Source organism: Streptomyces sp. CG 926 (genome assembly GCF_003148825.1).
Lineage (GTDB): Bacteria > Actinomycetota > Actinomycetes > Streptomycetales > Streptomycetaceae > Streptomyces.
The window spans coordinates 384,433-399,731 of record NZ_QGGZ01000003.1; the positions used below are offsets into that span (position 1 = coordinate 384,433).

Annotated in this window: 13 protein-coding genes; 4 read left to right on the forward strand and 9 right to left on the reverse strand. The window is 72.6% G+C overall.

Annotation, left to right across the window (positions count from 1 at the left end; genetic code table 11):
- Positions 1 to 54 precede the first annotated feature (54 nt).
- Positions 55 to 1,236: a DUF418 domain-containing protein gene (locus BCL76_RS10405; RefSeq protein ID WP_109779462.1), complete on the forward strand. Its 1,182-nt coding sequence runs from the start codon at positions 55 to 57 to the stop codon at positions 1,234 to 1,236.
- On the opposite strand, the gene BCL76_RS10410 is transcribed toward BCL76_RS10405, so the two are convergent.
- The 3 genes from BCL76_RS10410 to BCL76_RS10420 all read right to left on the reverse strand — a co-directional run bounded on the left by BCL76_RS10410 (position 1,220) and on the right by BCL76_RS10420 (position 4,762).
- On the reverse strand, positions 1,220 to 1,573 hold the full coding sequence (locus BCL76_RS10410; protein ID WP_109779196.1) for a protease inhibitor I42 family protein: 354 nt from the start codon (positions 1,571 to 1,573) through the stop codon (positions 1,220 to 1,222). The genes BCL76_RS10405 and BCL76_RS10410 overlap by 17 nt on opposite strands.
- Positions 1,574 to 1,588: 15 nt before the next feature.
- Positions 1,589 to 3,484: a C1 family peptidase gene (locus tag BCL76_RS10415; protein ID WP_109779197.1), complete on the reverse strand. Its 1,896-nt coding sequence runs from the start codon at positions 3,482 to 3,484 to the stop codon at positions 1,589 to 1,591.
- 168 nt (positions 3,485 to 3,652) lie between these two features.
- Positions 3,653 to 4,762 (reverse strand): FAD-dependent monooxygenase, encoded by a 1,110-nt coding sequence (locus BCL76_RS10420; protein WP_109779198.1) that lies wholly within the window; start codon positions 4,760 to 4,762, stop codon positions 3,653 to 3,655.
- 166 nt (positions 4,763 to 4,928) lie between these two features.
- On the opposite strand from BCL76_RS10420, the gene BCL76_RS10425 reads away from it, so the two are divergent.
- The 3 genes from BCL76_RS10425 (at position 4,929) to BCL76_RS10435 (ending at position 7,678) form a co-directional block, all read left to right on the forward strand.
- On the forward strand, positions 4,929 to 5,924 hold the full coding sequence (locus tag BCL76_RS10425) for a TetR/AcrR family transcriptional regulator C-terminal domain-containing protein (RefSeq protein WP_109779199.1): 996 nt from the start codon (positions 4,929 to 4,931) through the stop codon (positions 5,922 to 5,924).
- Between the two features lie 43 nt (positions 5,925 to 5,967).
- Positions 5,968 to 7,173 carry a DUF1266 domain-containing protein gene (locus BCL76_RS10430; protein WP_109779200.1) on the forward strand — a complete coding sequence of 402 codons (1,206 nt, stop codon included), beginning with the start codon at positions 5,968 to 5,970 and terminating at the stop codon, positions 7,171 to 7,173.
- 94 nt (positions 7,174 to 7,267) lie between these two features.
- Positions 7,268 to 7,678, forward strand: a complete 411-nt coding sequence (locus tag BCL76_RS10435; protein WP_109779201.1) for a PPOX class F420-dependent oxidoreductase — start codon at positions 7,268 to 7,270, stop codon at positions 7,676 to 7,678.
- Positions 7,679 to 7,693: 15 nt separating this feature from the next.
- Here BCL76_RS10435 and BCL76_RS10440 read toward each other — a convergent pair whose 3' ends face one another.
- The 6 genes from BCL76_RS10440 to BCL76_RS10465 all read right to left on the reverse strand — a co-directional run bounded on the left by BCL76_RS10440 (position 7,694) and on the right by BCL76_RS10465 (position 15,296).
- A complete protein-coding gene (locus BCL76_RS10440) occupies positions 7,694 to 8,458 on the reverse strand; it encodes a hypothetical protein (RefSeq protein WP_109779202.1) in 765 nt (254 codons plus the stop codon).
- Positions 8,459 to 8,602: 144 nt separating this feature from the next.
- A complete protein-coding gene (locus BCL76_RS10445) occupies positions 8,603 to 9,193 on the reverse strand; it encodes a DUF4291 domain-containing protein (protein WP_109779203.1) in 591 nt (196 codons plus the stop codon).
- A complete protein-coding gene (locus BCL76_RS10450) occupies positions 9,190 to 9,747 on the reverse strand; it encodes a hypothetical protein (RefSeq protein WP_109779204.1) in 558 nt (185 codons plus the stop codon). Before BCL76_RS10450 ends, BCL76_RS10445 begins: the two co-directional genes overlap by 4 nt.
- Before the next feature lie 13 nt (positions 9,748 to 9,760).
- Positions 9,761 to 14,386 (reverse strand): putative T7SS-secreted protein, encoded by a 4,626-nt coding sequence (locus BCL76_RS10455; protein WP_109779205.1) that lies wholly within the window; start codon positions 14,384 to 14,386, stop codon positions 9,761 to 9,763.
- On the reverse strand, positions 14,386 to 14,943 hold the full coding sequence (locus BCL76_RS10460) for a hypothetical protein (protein WP_109779206.1): 558 nt from the start codon (positions 14,941 to 14,943) through the stop codon (positions 14,386 to 14,388). The genes BCL76_RS10455 and BCL76_RS10460 overlap by 1 nt, the downstream gene beginning before the upstream one ends.
- Positions 14,943 to 15,296, reverse strand: a complete 354-nt coding sequence (locus BCL76_RS10465) for an SseB family protein (protein ID WP_309136820.1) — start codon at positions 15,294 to 15,296, stop codon at positions 14,943 to 14,945. The genes BCL76_RS10460 and BCL76_RS10465 overlap by 1 nt, the downstream gene beginning before the upstream one ends.
- Positions 15,297 to 15,299 lie beyond the last annotated feature (3 nt).

The following is a 15,299-nucleotide window of genomic DNA, read 5'->3' on the forward strand; positions in this document are numbered from 1 at the left end:
GCCTTCGTCCGGCCGCAGGACGTACGGGGCCCCGCCCCCCGCGACGCTGAAGTCATGACCGAAACCCTGCTCGCCCCGGCGGCGGAGAAGACCACCAGGCTCCCGCTCCTGGACGTCCTGCGCGGCGCCGCCATCCTCGGCACGCTCATGACCAACGTCTGGATCTTCACCTCGCCCGGCTCGGAGTGGGGGGTGCTTCAGGGCGCCCTGAAGCCGCCGGACCCGATCGCCGACCCCTCCGCCGCCCACCTCGCCGAGAGCGTCTTCCGCTTCCTCGCCGACGGCAAGTTCCTGGCCCTGCTGACGGTGCTGTTCGGGGTGGGCCTGGCCATCCAGTTCGACTCCGCCGCCCGCCGCGGCGACCCCTGGCCCGGCCGCTACCCGCGCCGCGCCGCGTTCCTCTTCGTCGAGGGCACCGTCCACTTCGTGCTCGTCTTCGCCTGGGACGTGCTCATGGGGTACGCCGTCACCGCCCTCGTCGTCGCCTGGCTGCCGGCCCGCTCCGAGAAGGTGCGCGGGTGGGCCATGTGGACGGCCGGCGGCCTGCACCTGGCGCTGATCTCCCTGCTGACCCTCGACTCGCTGAGCCGGCCCCCCGGGGCCCCCAAGAGCCCGGACCCGGCCGCCGTAGAGCTGTACGCCCACGGCGGCTACCCCGCCCAGGTCGCCTTCCGGCTGGAACACTTCCTCGCCCTGCGCATCGAGCCGATCATCTGCTTCGGACTGCTCGTGTTCCTCTTCCTCCTCGGGGTGCGGCTGCACCGCGCGGGCGCCTTCACGGCCACCGCCGAGGGCCACCGCATCCGGACCCGGCTGGCCGTCTGGGGCCTGGGCCTGGGTCTGCCGCTGAACGCCGCGACCACGCTCGGCGGCTCCGACCTCTACCTCCTGGGCCGCTACGGCGCCGCCCCGCTGCTCGCCCTCGGCTACATCGGCCTGATCGGCGTCGCCCTCGACCGGAGCTGGATCCCGGCCTTCGCGCGGACCGCCCTCGGCTCCGTCGGCCGCACCGCCCTGTCCTGCTACGTCGCCCAGAACCTGCTCTGCATGCTGCTCTGCTACGGCATCGGGCTGGGCCTGGCCGAGCGGCTCGGCGGCAGCGGCCCCTGGTGGGTCATGGGGCTGTGGGCCGGCGTGAGCCTGATCCTGGCCGCCGGGTCGTGGCTGTGGCTGCGCCGCTTCGACCACGGCCCCCTGGAAGCCGTGCAGCGCACGGTCCTCAGGCCCCGCCGCTGACCGCCACCACCTCCACGTCCAGCACGAACTCGTCGTACGGGGCCTCGTCCGGGTAGGGCGGCCGGACCTGCGCGAAGCGGATCCGGGCCCGGCCCCCGCCCGGGGGCCGGGCCCGGATCACATAGATCCGCTCCACCGGGGCCCCCGGCGGCGGGACCGCCGCCCCGGGGGCGGGCTGGGCCTGGGGGACGGGCGGGGCCTGGGGGGCCTCCGCCACCGTCACCACGTCCGTGTCCCCGGTGACCTGCCAGGTCCATACGTACCCGCGCGCCCCGCGCCCGGTGAGCCGCAACTCGTACGGCTCGTCCGGGCCCAGCACGATGCTCCGTACCTCCACGCCCGACCGGTCCTCTCAGACGGGGCCGATCACCGACCCCTCGTGCCAGCCCGCGCCGTCGCGCCAGTAGTGCTGGAGGCGGCGGTCGGTGCGCAGGACGATGACTTCCAGGTTGAACCCGAAGCTGCCCTGGAGCATCCCGGTGACCGAGGCGACGTCGTGCCCGAAGACCGCGCCGCGCCGCCACGGCGAGCCGCCCGCGTTGCCGCGCCACCAGTGCTCGACCTGCCCGCCGGCGACGGCCACGCACAGCTCGTAGTTCCCGGCGGTGTCCTCGTCGGCGGCCCCGAACTGCCCCTCGATCAGGCAGGGCGCGGAGACGGCCGGCGTGCCGCTGCCGAAGATCTCCCCGGCCCGCCAGGTGAAGCCGTTCGGATCGTCGCGCCACCACAGCTGCATGCGGCCGTCGGTGAGGGTGGCGACGAGGTCGAGGTGGCGGGCGCGGGTCTGGACGAGGGCGGGCCCGTGGTGGGCGATGCCGGAGCCGAACCGGCCGCCGTCGTTCCAGGTCCAGGGGGCGCCGTTGATCCGCCACCAGTGATTGAGGCGGCCGTCGGCGGTCCGGACGACCACCTCGAAGTTGCCCGGCTTGCCGTAGTCGCTCTGGATGAACGCCGGGGTCGAGCCGACCGCCGCGTCGCCCGGCCCGAAGACGCCGCCGTCGCGCCAGACGGCCGCGGACTGCTCGTAGTACCAGTGGCGCAGCCGGCCGCCGGTGGTCACGTGCAGGGACTCCATGTTGCGGTTGTAGGTGGTGCCGGTGAAGGCGGGCTGACCGGAGGCGTCGGTGGCGAAGGTGCCGGCGCGGGCCCAGGCGAACGGGGAGTCGCCCTCGCGCCACCAGTGCTGGAGGCGGCCGCCGGGGGCGGTGGCGAGGAGCTCGAAGTTGCGGTGGGCGCGGCCGTTGCCGCTCTCGTAGACGTTGCCGGTGTGCAAGCGACGCTTGGTCCACGGGTCGGGGTTGGTGCCGCGCAGGCCGCACTTGGCCCAGTGGTCGATGGCGACCTCGCCGTAGGCGATCCGGCCGTAACCGCCGACGTGGTAGCCGGTCCCCCAGGAGTTCTTGAACAACCAGCAGCCGGCCGCGTCGTCGTAGCCGACGACCAACACGCAGTGGCCGCCCGCAAGACGGTCGCTCGTCCGGTGGTACACGCCGGAGCCGAGCGCGAAGAAGTCGTCGTAGACGTCGAAGCAGGCGGTGAGCGGGCCGACCGTGTCCAGCCAGACCTTCTGCTGCTCCACGTCGCCGAGCCGGACGTAGTCGGTGATCCGGACGGTCCGGCCGGACCGGTCCCAGCTCGGCGTGTACTCGGCGCGCCAGGCGTCGCGGCGGGCGGCCGGCAGCCCGGCGGGCGGGGTGCTGTACGGCCAGCAGTCCGGGTCGGCGAGCCCGCCGTTCGCCTTGATCCAGTCCAGGGCGGTCTCCGGGTTGCTGCCCTGGCCGCAGCTGAAGCGCAGGCCGTCGTGGACGTCCCCCTCGGAGCGCCGCGCCCAGACGTCGTGCTCGATCCGGGCCATGGACTCCACCAGGCCGGTGGCGCCGAAGGCCCAACAGGAACCGCACGGGTTCTGGTCCTTGACCTTGGTGATCCACGGCCGGCCCCAGCGGTCGCGCCAGTCCACGGCGGCGGGCCGGGCCCCGACCGACGGCCCCCGGACCCCGGGCAGCAGCCCGTGGGCGGCCCGGCGCCGGGTCAGATGCGGATTGCCGCTCGGGTGGCCGATGGTCCCCGGGAGATCGATCGCCCCCGCCTCCTCGGCGGTGGTCAGGTTCGCCCCGGGCTCCAGACCGAGCGAGGGCCGCGGCAGGGGCTCCTCGTCGGCGAGATGCTCCATGACCGACCAACGCGCCCCCTGTGCGACGAGCCGCGCGCGCAACTCCCCCACCGATCGGACAGATTCCTCCGGCATGGCGGCCCCCCAGCTGCAACCGTTCGGATCCAAGACCCGGGAGCGTCTCCCCGGCGCTCGGGGGCGTCAAGGGGGTCCGCACGGTCGCGCGGTGGCACGAGGGGGCGTGCCGCGCCACGGGCCGGGCGGACGCGGCCGGAACGGGCGGGACCGGCCCTTCACCGGGGTTCAGCCGTCCAGCGAGATCGCGTTCTTGGCGCGCGTCACGGATTCCTCGGAGGCGGGTCCGCCCGGGTTCTCCGTCGCCAACGCCTGGTTGAGGTCGACGAAGGGCCGCATCCGCTCCTCGTAGCGGGCGTACGCGGCAAGGTGGTCGCCGCGGGCGTGCGCGAGGGAGTCGGCCAGCACGTGGGCGCCCACCAGGGCCAGGCCGGTGCCCTGCCCCGAGAGGGGTGAGGGGCAGTAGCCGGCGTCCCCGAGCAGGGTGACCCGGCCGTGCGACCACCGGTCCATGCGGATCTGGGCCATGGCGTCGCAGTAGAAGTCGGGGGCCTGGCGGGCGGCCTCGGCCAGGCGGGGCCCTTCCCACCGCAGCGACTCCAGCCGGTCGACGACGGTCCGCCGCAGGGCCTCGGGGGTGCGCAGTTCCGGGGCGAGGGGGGCGGACTCGAAGCCGAAGGCGACGCGCAGTTCGGTGTTGTCGCGCACGGGCATGATGCCGAAGCCCATGTCCGCGTCCCGCAGCCACATCTGCCAGTCCTCCAGGCCGAGGAAGTTGTCCGTCCCGAACACCGACAGGTAGCTGCCCAGGTGGTGGACGTAGGGCTGCTCGGGGCCGAAGGCCAGGCGCCGCACGGTGGAGTGCAGGCCGTCCGCCCCGACGACGAGGTCGAAGGTGCGCGGAGCCGTGCGCGCGAACTCCACCCGCACCCCGTCCTCGCGCTCCTGGAGCCCGGTGACGGTGTCACCGAAGAGGTACTCGACGTCCGCGCGGGTGTGTTCGTGGACCATCCGCACCAGGTCCTCGCGCAGCACCTCGATGTCCGCGCCGTCGAGCCGGCCGCTGCTGTAGGTCGCCTCGGTGGAGCGGCCGACCTCGGTGCCGTCGGGGCCGAGGATCGACATGCCGCGCATCCGGGTGCGTACGCGGCTCGCCCGCTCCAGCAGGCCCATGCGCTCCACCACGTCGAGGGCGACGCCACGGATGTCCACGGCCTGCCCGCCGCCGCGCACGCCCGGGGCGCGTTCGACGACGGTGGGCTCGAAGCCGTGGCCGTGCAGGAGGTGGGCGAGGGCGGGACCCGCGATGCCGCCGCCGGAGATGAGTACGGTCCGCATGAGAAGCTCCTTCAGTGGTTCGTACGCTGTACGCGTTCTGAATGTACGACGTACACACAGGGCTCTCAACAGGCAAAATATTGATCCTGTACTAGTTCAGAACCGCCCCGACGGCCATCGCCGCTGCTACCCTCTGCACTAGTACAGGGGCGAAGGGCGGCAGAACGTGACGCAGACCACAGGCACGGGAGGCTCGGGGGGCGCGGCAGGCGATCCGCCCTACCTGCGCATCGTCGCGGCGATCCGGCGGCGCATCGCGGACGGGGAGCTCGCGCCCGGGGACCGGGTGCCCTCCACCCGGCAGATCGCCACGCAATGGGGCGTCGCGCTCGCCACCGCCACCAAGGCCCTGACCACCCTGCGACTGGAGGGCCTGGTCGAGGCGCGCCCCCGGATCGGCACGGTCGTCGCCGGGAGCACCCCCGCCGCACCGGCCCGCCGACGCCCCTCGCCCGCCCCGGACACCGAGCCGGAGCTGACCCTCGACCGGATCGTCCGCGCCGCCGTCGAGATCGCCGACGCGGAAGGACTCGCGGCGCTCTCCATGCGCGGCGTCGCGGCCCGCCTCGGCGTCGCGCCGATGTCGACCTACCGGTACGTCACCGGCAAGGAGGACCTGGTCCTCCTCATGGCCGACGCCGCCTTCGGCGAGGAGTCCCCCGCGGCCGACGCCGCCGACGCCACAGCCACCGCCGCCGCCCCCGAGGACTGGCGGGCGCGCGTCGAGGTGGGCGCCCGGACCCTGTGGCGGCTCTACCGCAAGCACCCGTGGCTGGCCCGGGTCGGCTCCCTCACCCGCCCCCTGCTGCTGCCCAACCTGCTGGTCCACGGCGAGTGGATGCTGGGCGCCCTCGACGGCCACGGTCTCGACCCGACCACGCTCTTCGACATCCACGTCCTGCTCTACAGCCATGTGCACGGCCTGGCGGTGCACCTGGAGTTGGAGGCCGACGCCGAAGCCGCCACGGGCCGGTCGCAGGACCAGTGGATGGACAGCCGCGCCCCCGTCCTCCAGGGCCTGGTGGACTCCGGCCGCTTCCCGACCTTCGCCAAGGTGGTCGGATCCTTCGAGGACGGCTACGACCTGCGGCTCGACGCGCTGTTCGAGCTCGGTCTGCGGGCCCTCCTCGACGGCCTGACCCCTGTCGTCGAGGGCCGATGACGCTCCCGCGGCCCGGCCCGGGGCCCGTATAGGCTCGGGCCGTATGGGGACGTGGATCGCGCCGAGCGCCATCGAGAGAGAGCTGTACGCGGCCAAGACCGCCGGCGACTGGGCCGCGTACTTCGACGTACTGGCCCGGACCCCGCTGTACGTGGCGCAGTCCCGCAAGCGGTCCGACGCGCATCCCGACTCGGTGTTCTTCCACGCCACCCCGGACCGGACGCTCGTCGTCCACACCGCCGGCATGCTGCCCGCCCCCACCCCCGAGACGGTCTACGAGTCCCGCAGCCTGCGCTGGTTCGCCGAGGTCTGGGCCGCCGACGACCCCGCCTTCCTCGCCGTGAACCCGCGCTCCCCCGTCGAGGCCTACCTCACCACCGCCCCCGCCGACCTGGCCCGCTGGCGGGCCCACGCGGAGGCCGCCCCGCACTACGGCCTGCCCGAGGGCAAGGTCCACGCCCTGTTCACCGGCGGCCCGCTGCACGGGCCCGTCGCCCACGGTCTGGCCGTCGGCGGCCATCTCGCCGTGACGAACGGCGAGTTCTGGAACTCCCTCGCCTACCACGGCAGCGGCTACCAGTACGAGCGCCGGCGCGTCGCGAAGAGCTGGAGCATCACCGACCGACCCGACTGGCTCGCCACCCTGGACACCCTGCTGGACCGCGGGATGGTCAGCCCCGTCTGGGAGTACGCGCTCCGCGTCCGGCGCGCCCTCGCCTCCGACTTCGCCGGACCGGTGGACATCGAGCACTGGCGGCACGCCGCCGAGGCGAGCCTGCGCCGCAACGCCGAACGCGCCGCCGAACCGCAGCTCACCCCCGACGGGGTCACGGTCGCCCGGCCGCGCCCGGCCGCCGAGGTCGAGGGGGAGATAGCCGGCGTCAAACGCCTCATCGGCCGGATCACCCGCTACGAGCAGCGCTTCCGGGCCGACGGGCTGCTCCCCGAGGACGGCTGGGTCCGCTCGGTGGAGGGCTGGGACATCGGCAGGGCCTCCCAGATGGCCCGCTGGGGCGTCGGTTGCCGCTACGGGACCCTCGCCGAGGCGGAGAAGGCCGTCCTGCGCGCCGGGGAGGCCGCACGCGAGACCTACCGCTCGTGGGCGGAGTTCTCCGCCGGGTACGTCCTCGGCCGGTGCCTGCACTTCGACGAGGAGGAGTTCGGCACCTGGTACACGACCGCCCTCGCCGCCCACCTCGCCCTGACGACCGACCCGGCCAGCCCCTGGCTCAACATCCCCTGGAACTAGGCCGTCTGTCGCTACGGCGCCCGACCTCGGGTAGTCGGTGGCCCCGCCCGCAAAGGAGCGGCGGGCCCGCGGACCCCCGACTAGCCTCGCCGCCATGACTGTTGAGCTGAACGAGACCGTGCGAGGGCTGCTCGACGCGCCGCACCCCGCCGTCCTGTCGACCATCAACCCCGACGGAAGTCCGCAGAGTTCGGTGATCTGGGTGACCCGCGACGGCGGCGATCTGCTCGTCTCCACCGAGCAGGGCCGCCGCAAGGAGCGCAACATCGTCCGGGACGGGCGGGTCGGCCTGACCGTCTTCGATCCGGCCAACCCCTTCCGCTACGTGGAGATCCGCGGCACGGCCACCGTGACCGAGGACATCGGCCGTGCGGTGGCCGTGCGCATCGCCGAGGAGTACATGGGCCCGGGCGCCGGCAAGGAGTACGCGGACGCCCCGGCGGAAGCCGTCCGGGTGGTCGTCCGCATCACCCCGACCAAGGTCCTCGGCAACGCGGCCAGGTAGGGCCCCGGTCACCTCTCAGGGGAGTTCGGGCCGGACCGCGGCCCAGGCGTCGACCGCCCGCGCCGAAGGGTCGGCGTCCGCGAGGTGGGGTCTGACGAGCACCAGCCACGGGATCAGGCTCTTGATCCGACGCAGATGCCGGATCCGGTGGTACGGAAGGTCCCGCCAGACCCGGCCCTGCGCCGCGGCCTGGTCCGGGCCCAGGTCCATCAGCGCCAGCAGCTCCCGGCACAGGGCGGCCGGGTCGCCGCCCCGGGCCGGTCCGAACTGCTCGATCAAGTAGACCTGTACGGAGGCACGTTCGGGCGCCCGCAACAGATCGGGCCCGCCTTCGGCCCGCGCGCAGCGGTGGGTGGCGGCCAGCGCGATCCGGCCCCAGCGCAGCCGGATCCCGTCCGGCAGCCGCTCGTCGCGCATCCGCACCCCGGCCAGGACGCGCAGGGTGCGCGGGTGCGGTTCGTCGCGCAGCGGTGGGTCGGTGGCCAGCCAGGCCTCCAGCTCCTCCAGCGCGTGTCCGTCGGGCGGCACCGAGGTCAGCACCTGCCCCCGGGTGAGCAGCGCGACCACGGCTCCCGCGAGGTGGACCTTCGCGATGTGCCCGGCGTCGAAGGAGCCGACGGCCCGGCCGCGGCGCTCGATGCGGCGCAGGGTGATCCTGGACTCCCCGGCGGCGTAGACCTGCCCGGCCCGTGCCACCCCGCCCACGCACCGGCCCACGCACACGCCGCCCGTGACGTCGGCCTCCTCGACGGAGTACACCTGCAATTCGGCGATGGACACCCGCGCCCCCTTCCCCGGGCGGAGATTACCTCCCGGGGCGGGCGAGGGGGCGACCTCGCACCGGACGCGGCCGGACGCCCGTCAGGACGCCCGTCAGATCGGGCGTCAGGTCGTGCGCCGGGTCATGCGCCTCGTCGTGGCGCGTCAGGCGATCCGCTCGACGAGGGCCGGGGGAAGCGGGTACACGCGCTCCTCGGGCAGCAGGGCCGCGGCCGCGTCGAGGTTCCCGCCCGTCACCGCGGCGTGGATCTCGTGCGCCGTGGCCGTGACGTCCCGGATGCCGCTGATCCAGTTCTCCACGTACCGCTCGACCGCGGGTCCCGAGAGGCCGATCTGGATCGCGCGGTGCGACAGCGGATTCAGGTGCAGATCCCGCTCGGGATCCCATTGGACGCGCACCGGGCTGGAACGAACGGCGGCGCGCCACTCCTCGACCGTCGAGAAGTGCGTCCTGTCGAAGTGGCTGAGGCAGGCGAGGGAAAGCGCCTCTTCGAATCCCTCCCGCGTGATGTCGATCGCCAGGACGCGCTCCTGATCGCTCTTCGTGGCCCATCCGCAGCGGTACATCATCCACAGGAACGACGGCTTGATCCACGTCATCCTGCCGCGCTTGAACGGATCCACGAAGGTGCCGGCCTCCAGGGCCGGTTCGGCGATGCGTGCCGGGTACGCCTGATAGACGGTGATGGTCCCGTCGTCGAACCGCGCCCGGACCTCGTGCGAAGCGCCGCTCATACGGCCGGCTCGCCGGCCCAGACCGGCGACTTGGCGATGACCGGGTCGGCCACCGTGCGCGCCCCACAGGCGTGCAGGAGCCAGCGCAGGTCCTCCCAGGCGAAGAAGGGCTCGCCCCAGGTGTCCGCCCACAGCCGCAGCCGGTCGGTCCCGCCGTCCGGCCGCGTCAGGTCCCACCAGGCCCAGCCCCGGACCTCCAGGTCCGGATCGAAGCGCGAGAGCCAGTTCTGCAGGTCCCAGGGCTCGCCGCCGGTGCGCTCGCGGTAGCGGTCCCGCCCCTCGGCCGCGAAGGCCTGCGGGGAGGCGCCGCCCCGGCAGACGGCGGGGAACCACGCGGGAATGCCGTCGACCGGCAGCTCGTCGTCGTCGAAGGACTCCGAAGCGGCGATCCCCAGAACGGCGTCCATGACGGCGCGCAGCCTGCCGGCGTACTGCTCCGGGTCCCCGTCCACCGTCACTTCGAAGAAGGCCAGGACCGGGGGCGCGGAATCGGCGTCCGGCCGGGCGGACACCCGGGCCCTCTCCTTTTCGAGGTCTTCGATTTCGTGCAGCATTCCGTAATCCTCACTAATGATCTTGTACGATCCTACCAGAGCCGGGAATGATGGCTTTTCGCATTTTCTCGATCACCTCACCCGGCAGTCCGTACAGGTCCGTCCCCCTGGTGGGGTCGGAGATTTCCGGATAGACCTGCTTCACCTGTTTCCATTCCTGTTTGGTGAAACCGAGCCCGTCCGGTTGTTCCTGCGGAACCGCGTGCGTGCGGATGTCGTCCACGAAACTCTTCGGTACGTCGAAAGCGACGATCTGGCCGCTGTCCCCCCGGAACTCCACGGTGTGCCGCAGGTCGCCGCTCATGTTCACGTACAGGTGGTTGTTCCCGTCGATCGTGACGTTGCCGTTCGCGTCGATGTGCACCCGTTGGCTGAGCGGATGCTCGGTCTGCTTGCGGTAGACGGTGACCGTGCACTCGTCCGGCGCCAGGCCGAGGTGGTCCGACCAGGTGTGGGGGTTGGAGACGTACGCCGCCGGGTTGGGCGCCGGGGCGAGCCCCAACGGGTCCTGGCTGAGGTACCGCGCCGTCTCCGGGTCGTAGGTGCGGAAGACGTTGTGGTGCAGACCCGATTCGGGGTCGAAGTACTGCCCCGGGAAGCGCAGCGGCGTGTACGTCGACGCGCCACGGTTCCAGGTCGTCGCTCCCCACAGGGTGGACCGGGTGCGCCAGGCGATGTCGCCCCGCTCGTCGACGAGTTCGGTGGGCGTGCCCACCAGGTCCGTGACGATCGAGAAGAAACGGCTGTCGATCTCCTCGCCGGACGCCCCGAGGATGCGTTCCGTCTGCGTCAGCGGGTGCAGCCCGCGGTGCTCCCAGGTCAGGACCACCGGGTGGGGAAGACCGGGCGACCGCGTGACCTGCTCGCAGAGGGTCGCGCCCTCCCAGGTGAAGAGCACCTCCTCCACGACCTCACCGGCCGCCGACAGCCGCTGCTTGGCGGCTCGCCGGCCCAGCGGGTCGTACAGGTAGCGCCACACCGTGCCGTCCGGGGTCGTGACCCCCACCAGCCGGTCCTCCGCGTCCCAGGCGTAGTGCCAGGTGTCCGGCTTGCGGGACGGACGGGTCTTGCGGCGCAGTACGACACGCCCCTGCGCGTCGTACTCGTAGCGGACACCTCCCGCGCCCGTGAGGCGGTTGCCGGTGTAGCTGCGCGGCCCGGTCGCCGCGTCGGCGTCCGGATGGGTGGCGGGCCAGGACGCGGACGTCTGGTTGCCGGCCTCGTCATAGGCGTAGCGCTCGGACCAGGCCCCCGCCTCCACCGCGGTCACCCGGGCGGCGGCGTCCAGGGTGAAGGAGCGGGGCCCGCCCAGCGCGTCGTCCACCGCGGTCAGGTGGCCGTCGGGCCGGTAGGTGTAGCCCCGGCGCTGGAGGGTGCGGCCGTCGTGGCCGGTCAGGTGCTGCTCGGTGAGGCGGCCGACCTCGTCGAAGCCGTGCCGGAGCGTGACGCCCCCGCCGATCCGGCGGGCCGTCTCACGGCCCGTCGCGTCGTGTTCGAAGGCCAGGGTCCGGCCGGAGGTCGTCAGACCCGCGCGACGGCCGGCGGCGTCGTAGGACCACTCGCCGACCGCACCGGTCGGCGTGGTGCGCCGCGTCGTCCGTCCCAGCTCGTCGTACGCGAAGCCGAGCGTCCGGCCGTCGACCGTCTCGGAGTGCAGCAGGCCCTCGCGGTTGCGGATCCGGCTCAGGGTCACGTCCGGGCCGACCGCCCGCGCCAGCTGGTCCGCGTAGTCGTACTCGTACGTGGTCACCGCGCCGGCGGCGTCCTTGCGGACGGTCAGGCCGAGCTCGTTGTACTGGTACCGGACCGTCTGCCCGAGCGCGTTGGTCCGCTCGGTGAGCCGGCCCGCGTCGTCGTACGCGTAGCTCAGGGTCCGGCCGTCGAAGTCCGTCTCGGCGGCCAGCCGACCCGCCGGGTCGTAGTCGTACGTCCAGGTCAGCCCATGCGGGCCGGTGACCTCCGTGAGCCGCAGTTCCAGGTCGTGCGCGAAGGAGTAGCGGGCCCCGTCGGGACCGGTCCGCGCGACCAGGGAGTCGAAGTCGCCGTACTCGTAGACCGACCGGCCGCCGGCCGCGTCGATGTGGCTGAGGCAGTTCCCCTCGCCGTCGTACACCCACGACTGCTCGCTGCCGTCGGGTTCCACCCGGCGCAGCAGCCGGCCCTCCACGCTCCACGTCAGCCGGGTGACTTGGCCGAGCGGGTCGGTAACGGTGGCCGCGCGGCCGAAGGCGTCGTACGTGTGCCGGGTGACCGCGCCCAGCGGATCGGCCGATTCGACGACGAGGCCCGCCGCGTTGCAGCGGAACGAGCTGGTTTCGCCCAGCGCGTTCGTCACCGAGGCGAGGTGGCCCCGTTCGTCGTACGTGAACCGGGACGTCGCACCGGAGGCGTCCCGCACGGAGACGGGGTTGCCGCGCTCGTCGTAGGTGCGGCGCACGGAGGTGCCGTCCGGCCGGGTGACGCGTTCGGGCAGGCCGAGGCCGTTGTACTCGATGCCGGTGCGGCGCCCGTCGGTGCGTTCGACGGAGGTGACGAGCCCGTTGTCGTCGTAGGTGATCCGGGTCGTCAGACCCAGCGGATCGGTGCGCGTCAGCAGCCGGTTGAAGGAGTCCCGGACGAAGCGGGTGGTGGCGCCGTTCGCGTCGGTCTCGGCGACGACCCGGGCCTTCTCGTCGACGACGTAGCGGCGCTGGTGCCCGAGCGCGCCGGTGACCGTGGTGACGCCGTCCTCGTACGTGAAGCGCGAGTTCACGTGTCCGTTCGTGCCGGACTGGGCGACGCAGCGGTCCCGTTCGTCGTACGCGTAGTCGAAGTGGCGGCCGTTGCTGTCGGTCCACGAGACGATCCGGGCGCGGTCGTCGTACCCGAACCGCAGGGGTAGACCCGAGGAGTTGACGACCTCGGTCAGATTCCCCTCGGTGTAGCGGTAGTCGAGGACCTTGGTTCCGTCCGCGAGGGACAGCGAGGTGATCCGGCCGTCGGCGGTGGTGAGCCGCACGCGGTAGCCGCCGCTGTGGCTGATGCCCGTAGGGGCGCCTTCCGCGTCGTACTCGTAGGCGATCCAGCCCCCGTTGCGGTCGTCCAGCTGGACCAGGGTGCCCTCGGCGGTGAAGTGCCGGACGTGGCCCGATTCCGGGTCGGAGACCGTGTACCCGCCGTCCGGCGCCACGGACAGGGGCAGGCGCCGGCCGTGCGTGGGCAGCACCGGCAGACCCGGCGCCGGGTGCGGATAGGCCAGGACACTGCCGTCCTCGCCCAGGAGGAGGACACCGGCGGCGTCGATCTCCAGGCGCTGGTCGACGGTGCTCGCCCAGCTCGGGCCGAACCAGCGGCCCGCCCGGTACGAGGACTCGTAGGAGCGGGTGAAGACCAGCGGCAGCGAGCCCGGCAGGACGAGGTCGGTCTGCGGCAGGACCATCCGCCCGGTCGCCACGTCGACCGGGTCGTCGACGCACGTCTTGTCGGTGGGGGTGCGCGACGGGCTGTCGGGGCCGTCGTTGTCGAGGTGGGTGCGACCCGGGCCCTTGAGGTCGTCGGCGTGCTTGGCGATCGACGCCGTCTTCTTCAGCGCGCCGAGGCCCTTGGAGCCGATCAGCTCGGGCAGCATCTTGCCGATGCCCTCGCTGGGGTCCTTCATGAACTCGTCGAGCATCTGCTTGCCCGCGCCCATGGGGTCGTTGACCGCCACGGCCAGGCCGGCGACCGTCGAGTTGAGGCTGGTCAGGTACTCGGCCGGATGGGTCAGGTTGTACGGGTCCATCGGGTTGACCGAGCGGACGAAGTTGACGAGACCCGCCGTGCCCTTGACCACGCCGCCCGCCAGATGGGTCTTGGCGAGCTCCAGGTAGTCCATCCCGTCCCCCAGCTGCTCGGCGTACGAGGGCTTGGGCGGAGCGGCGTCGCGGGCCGCGCGAACCGCCGCACGGGCCGTCTCGGCCACGTCGTTGCGCTGGGTACGCGCCTCGTCGAGCTTGTCCTGGGCGGCCTTGACGAGGGGCTCACCAGGATCGGTGAAGTCGTCGGACGGCCGCGGCGGCAGCGTTTCCTTCTTGTCCTCGACCGCGGCCTTGTAGTCGGTGATCGACTTGTTGTAGGCGGTGCGCGCGTCCTGCGAGACCTTCTTGGCCTTGTTGTAGTCCTCCAGGGCCTCCTTGGCCCGGCGCTGCGCCCATTCGACGGTGTCCGCGAAGCGGTTCATCGCGTCGGCGGCCTTGCCGAACGCCTCGGCCGCCTTGAACCAGCGCGGCGGCTCCTTGGCTATCGCGTCCCGGAAGGCGTCCGCGGACGCGCCCTTCAGCCCGTCGCCCTCCAGTCCCTTCAGACCGTTGCCGACCATGGTGAAGGAGGACGTGAAGTCGTTGAGGTGCGAGACCTGGGCGCGGATCTTCGACACGCTGCCGTAGACCAGCTTGTTCGGGTCCTCGGTCTGTCCGAGCTCCAGCTCCGAGACGTCCGCGCCGAGCTGGTTGGCGGCCGAGCGGCTCTTGTCACGGACCCAGTCACCGGCCTCGTCGAGCCCGACCTCCTCCGCCACGTCGGCGACCTTGTCGCCGGTCCACTCGATCGCGTCGCCGACGTCCTCGGCCCGGTCCTCGACCCAGTCCTCCGCCGAGTCCGGTACGAAGTCCCGCCAGCCCATCAGTTACCGCTCCCGCCGGCCTGGTCCAGCAGATCCTTGATCGAGCCGATCTTCCCGCCGGAGGTCAGCTTGTCGCCCGTGTCCGACCAGGTCTGCTTCATCTCCTGCCGGCTCTTCTCGAAGGACTCCGCGCTGTAGTCCGGCTTGTAGACGTCCGCCCGCCAGATGTCGTCCCAGCTCTTCTGCTCGATCTCGTCCTCGCTCGCGTGCGGGTTGCCGTACGCCGCGTTCGCCACGACCTTGAACGCGCCCTCCATGTACTGCTCTTCCTCCCACACGGTGCCCGCCGCGATCCCGAGGTTCCCGGCGAGGGTGCTCGCGTTCTGCACGAGGCTGCGCACGCCCCACTCCCAACGCTCGCAGAAGTCCTCGAAGTCGGTGGCCAGACCCATGTGTCCGGCTTCCATCCCCGTCATCGACAGGTCGGCGAAACCGGCTCCCTGCGAGGCACCGGCCGCGTCCCCCGACTCCCGCAACTCGGCGATGGCCTTGCGCAGACCGTCCTGGATGTTCCTGACCGCCGCCGGCGAGACCTCGAGGTCCCCGTCGCCCGCCATCAGACGGCGTCCGCGGAGTCGGGCCCGGCGTCCACGGCGCACGCGTCGGGGACGATGCCGACGACCGGCGGGAACAGCATCGAGCCGTCCTCGTCCGCCACGTTCACCGCGACCCCCGTCGGGCCCTCGGCCTCGGGGACCACCGCGTCGAGGAGCCGGGCACCCAGGATCGAGAGGTACTCCCACCCACCGGCGGCGTCATCGGCCGCCGCGCCGGTGCCGGTAGCGGCGCCGGCGCTTCGCATCGCCGCGAAACGCGCCAGGGCCTCCTCGTCCGTGAAGGCATAGATCCAGCGCACACCGCCCTGCCGGCCCGACATCAGCCCGCCCTCGGGGCCCTCCGACAACGGCACGAG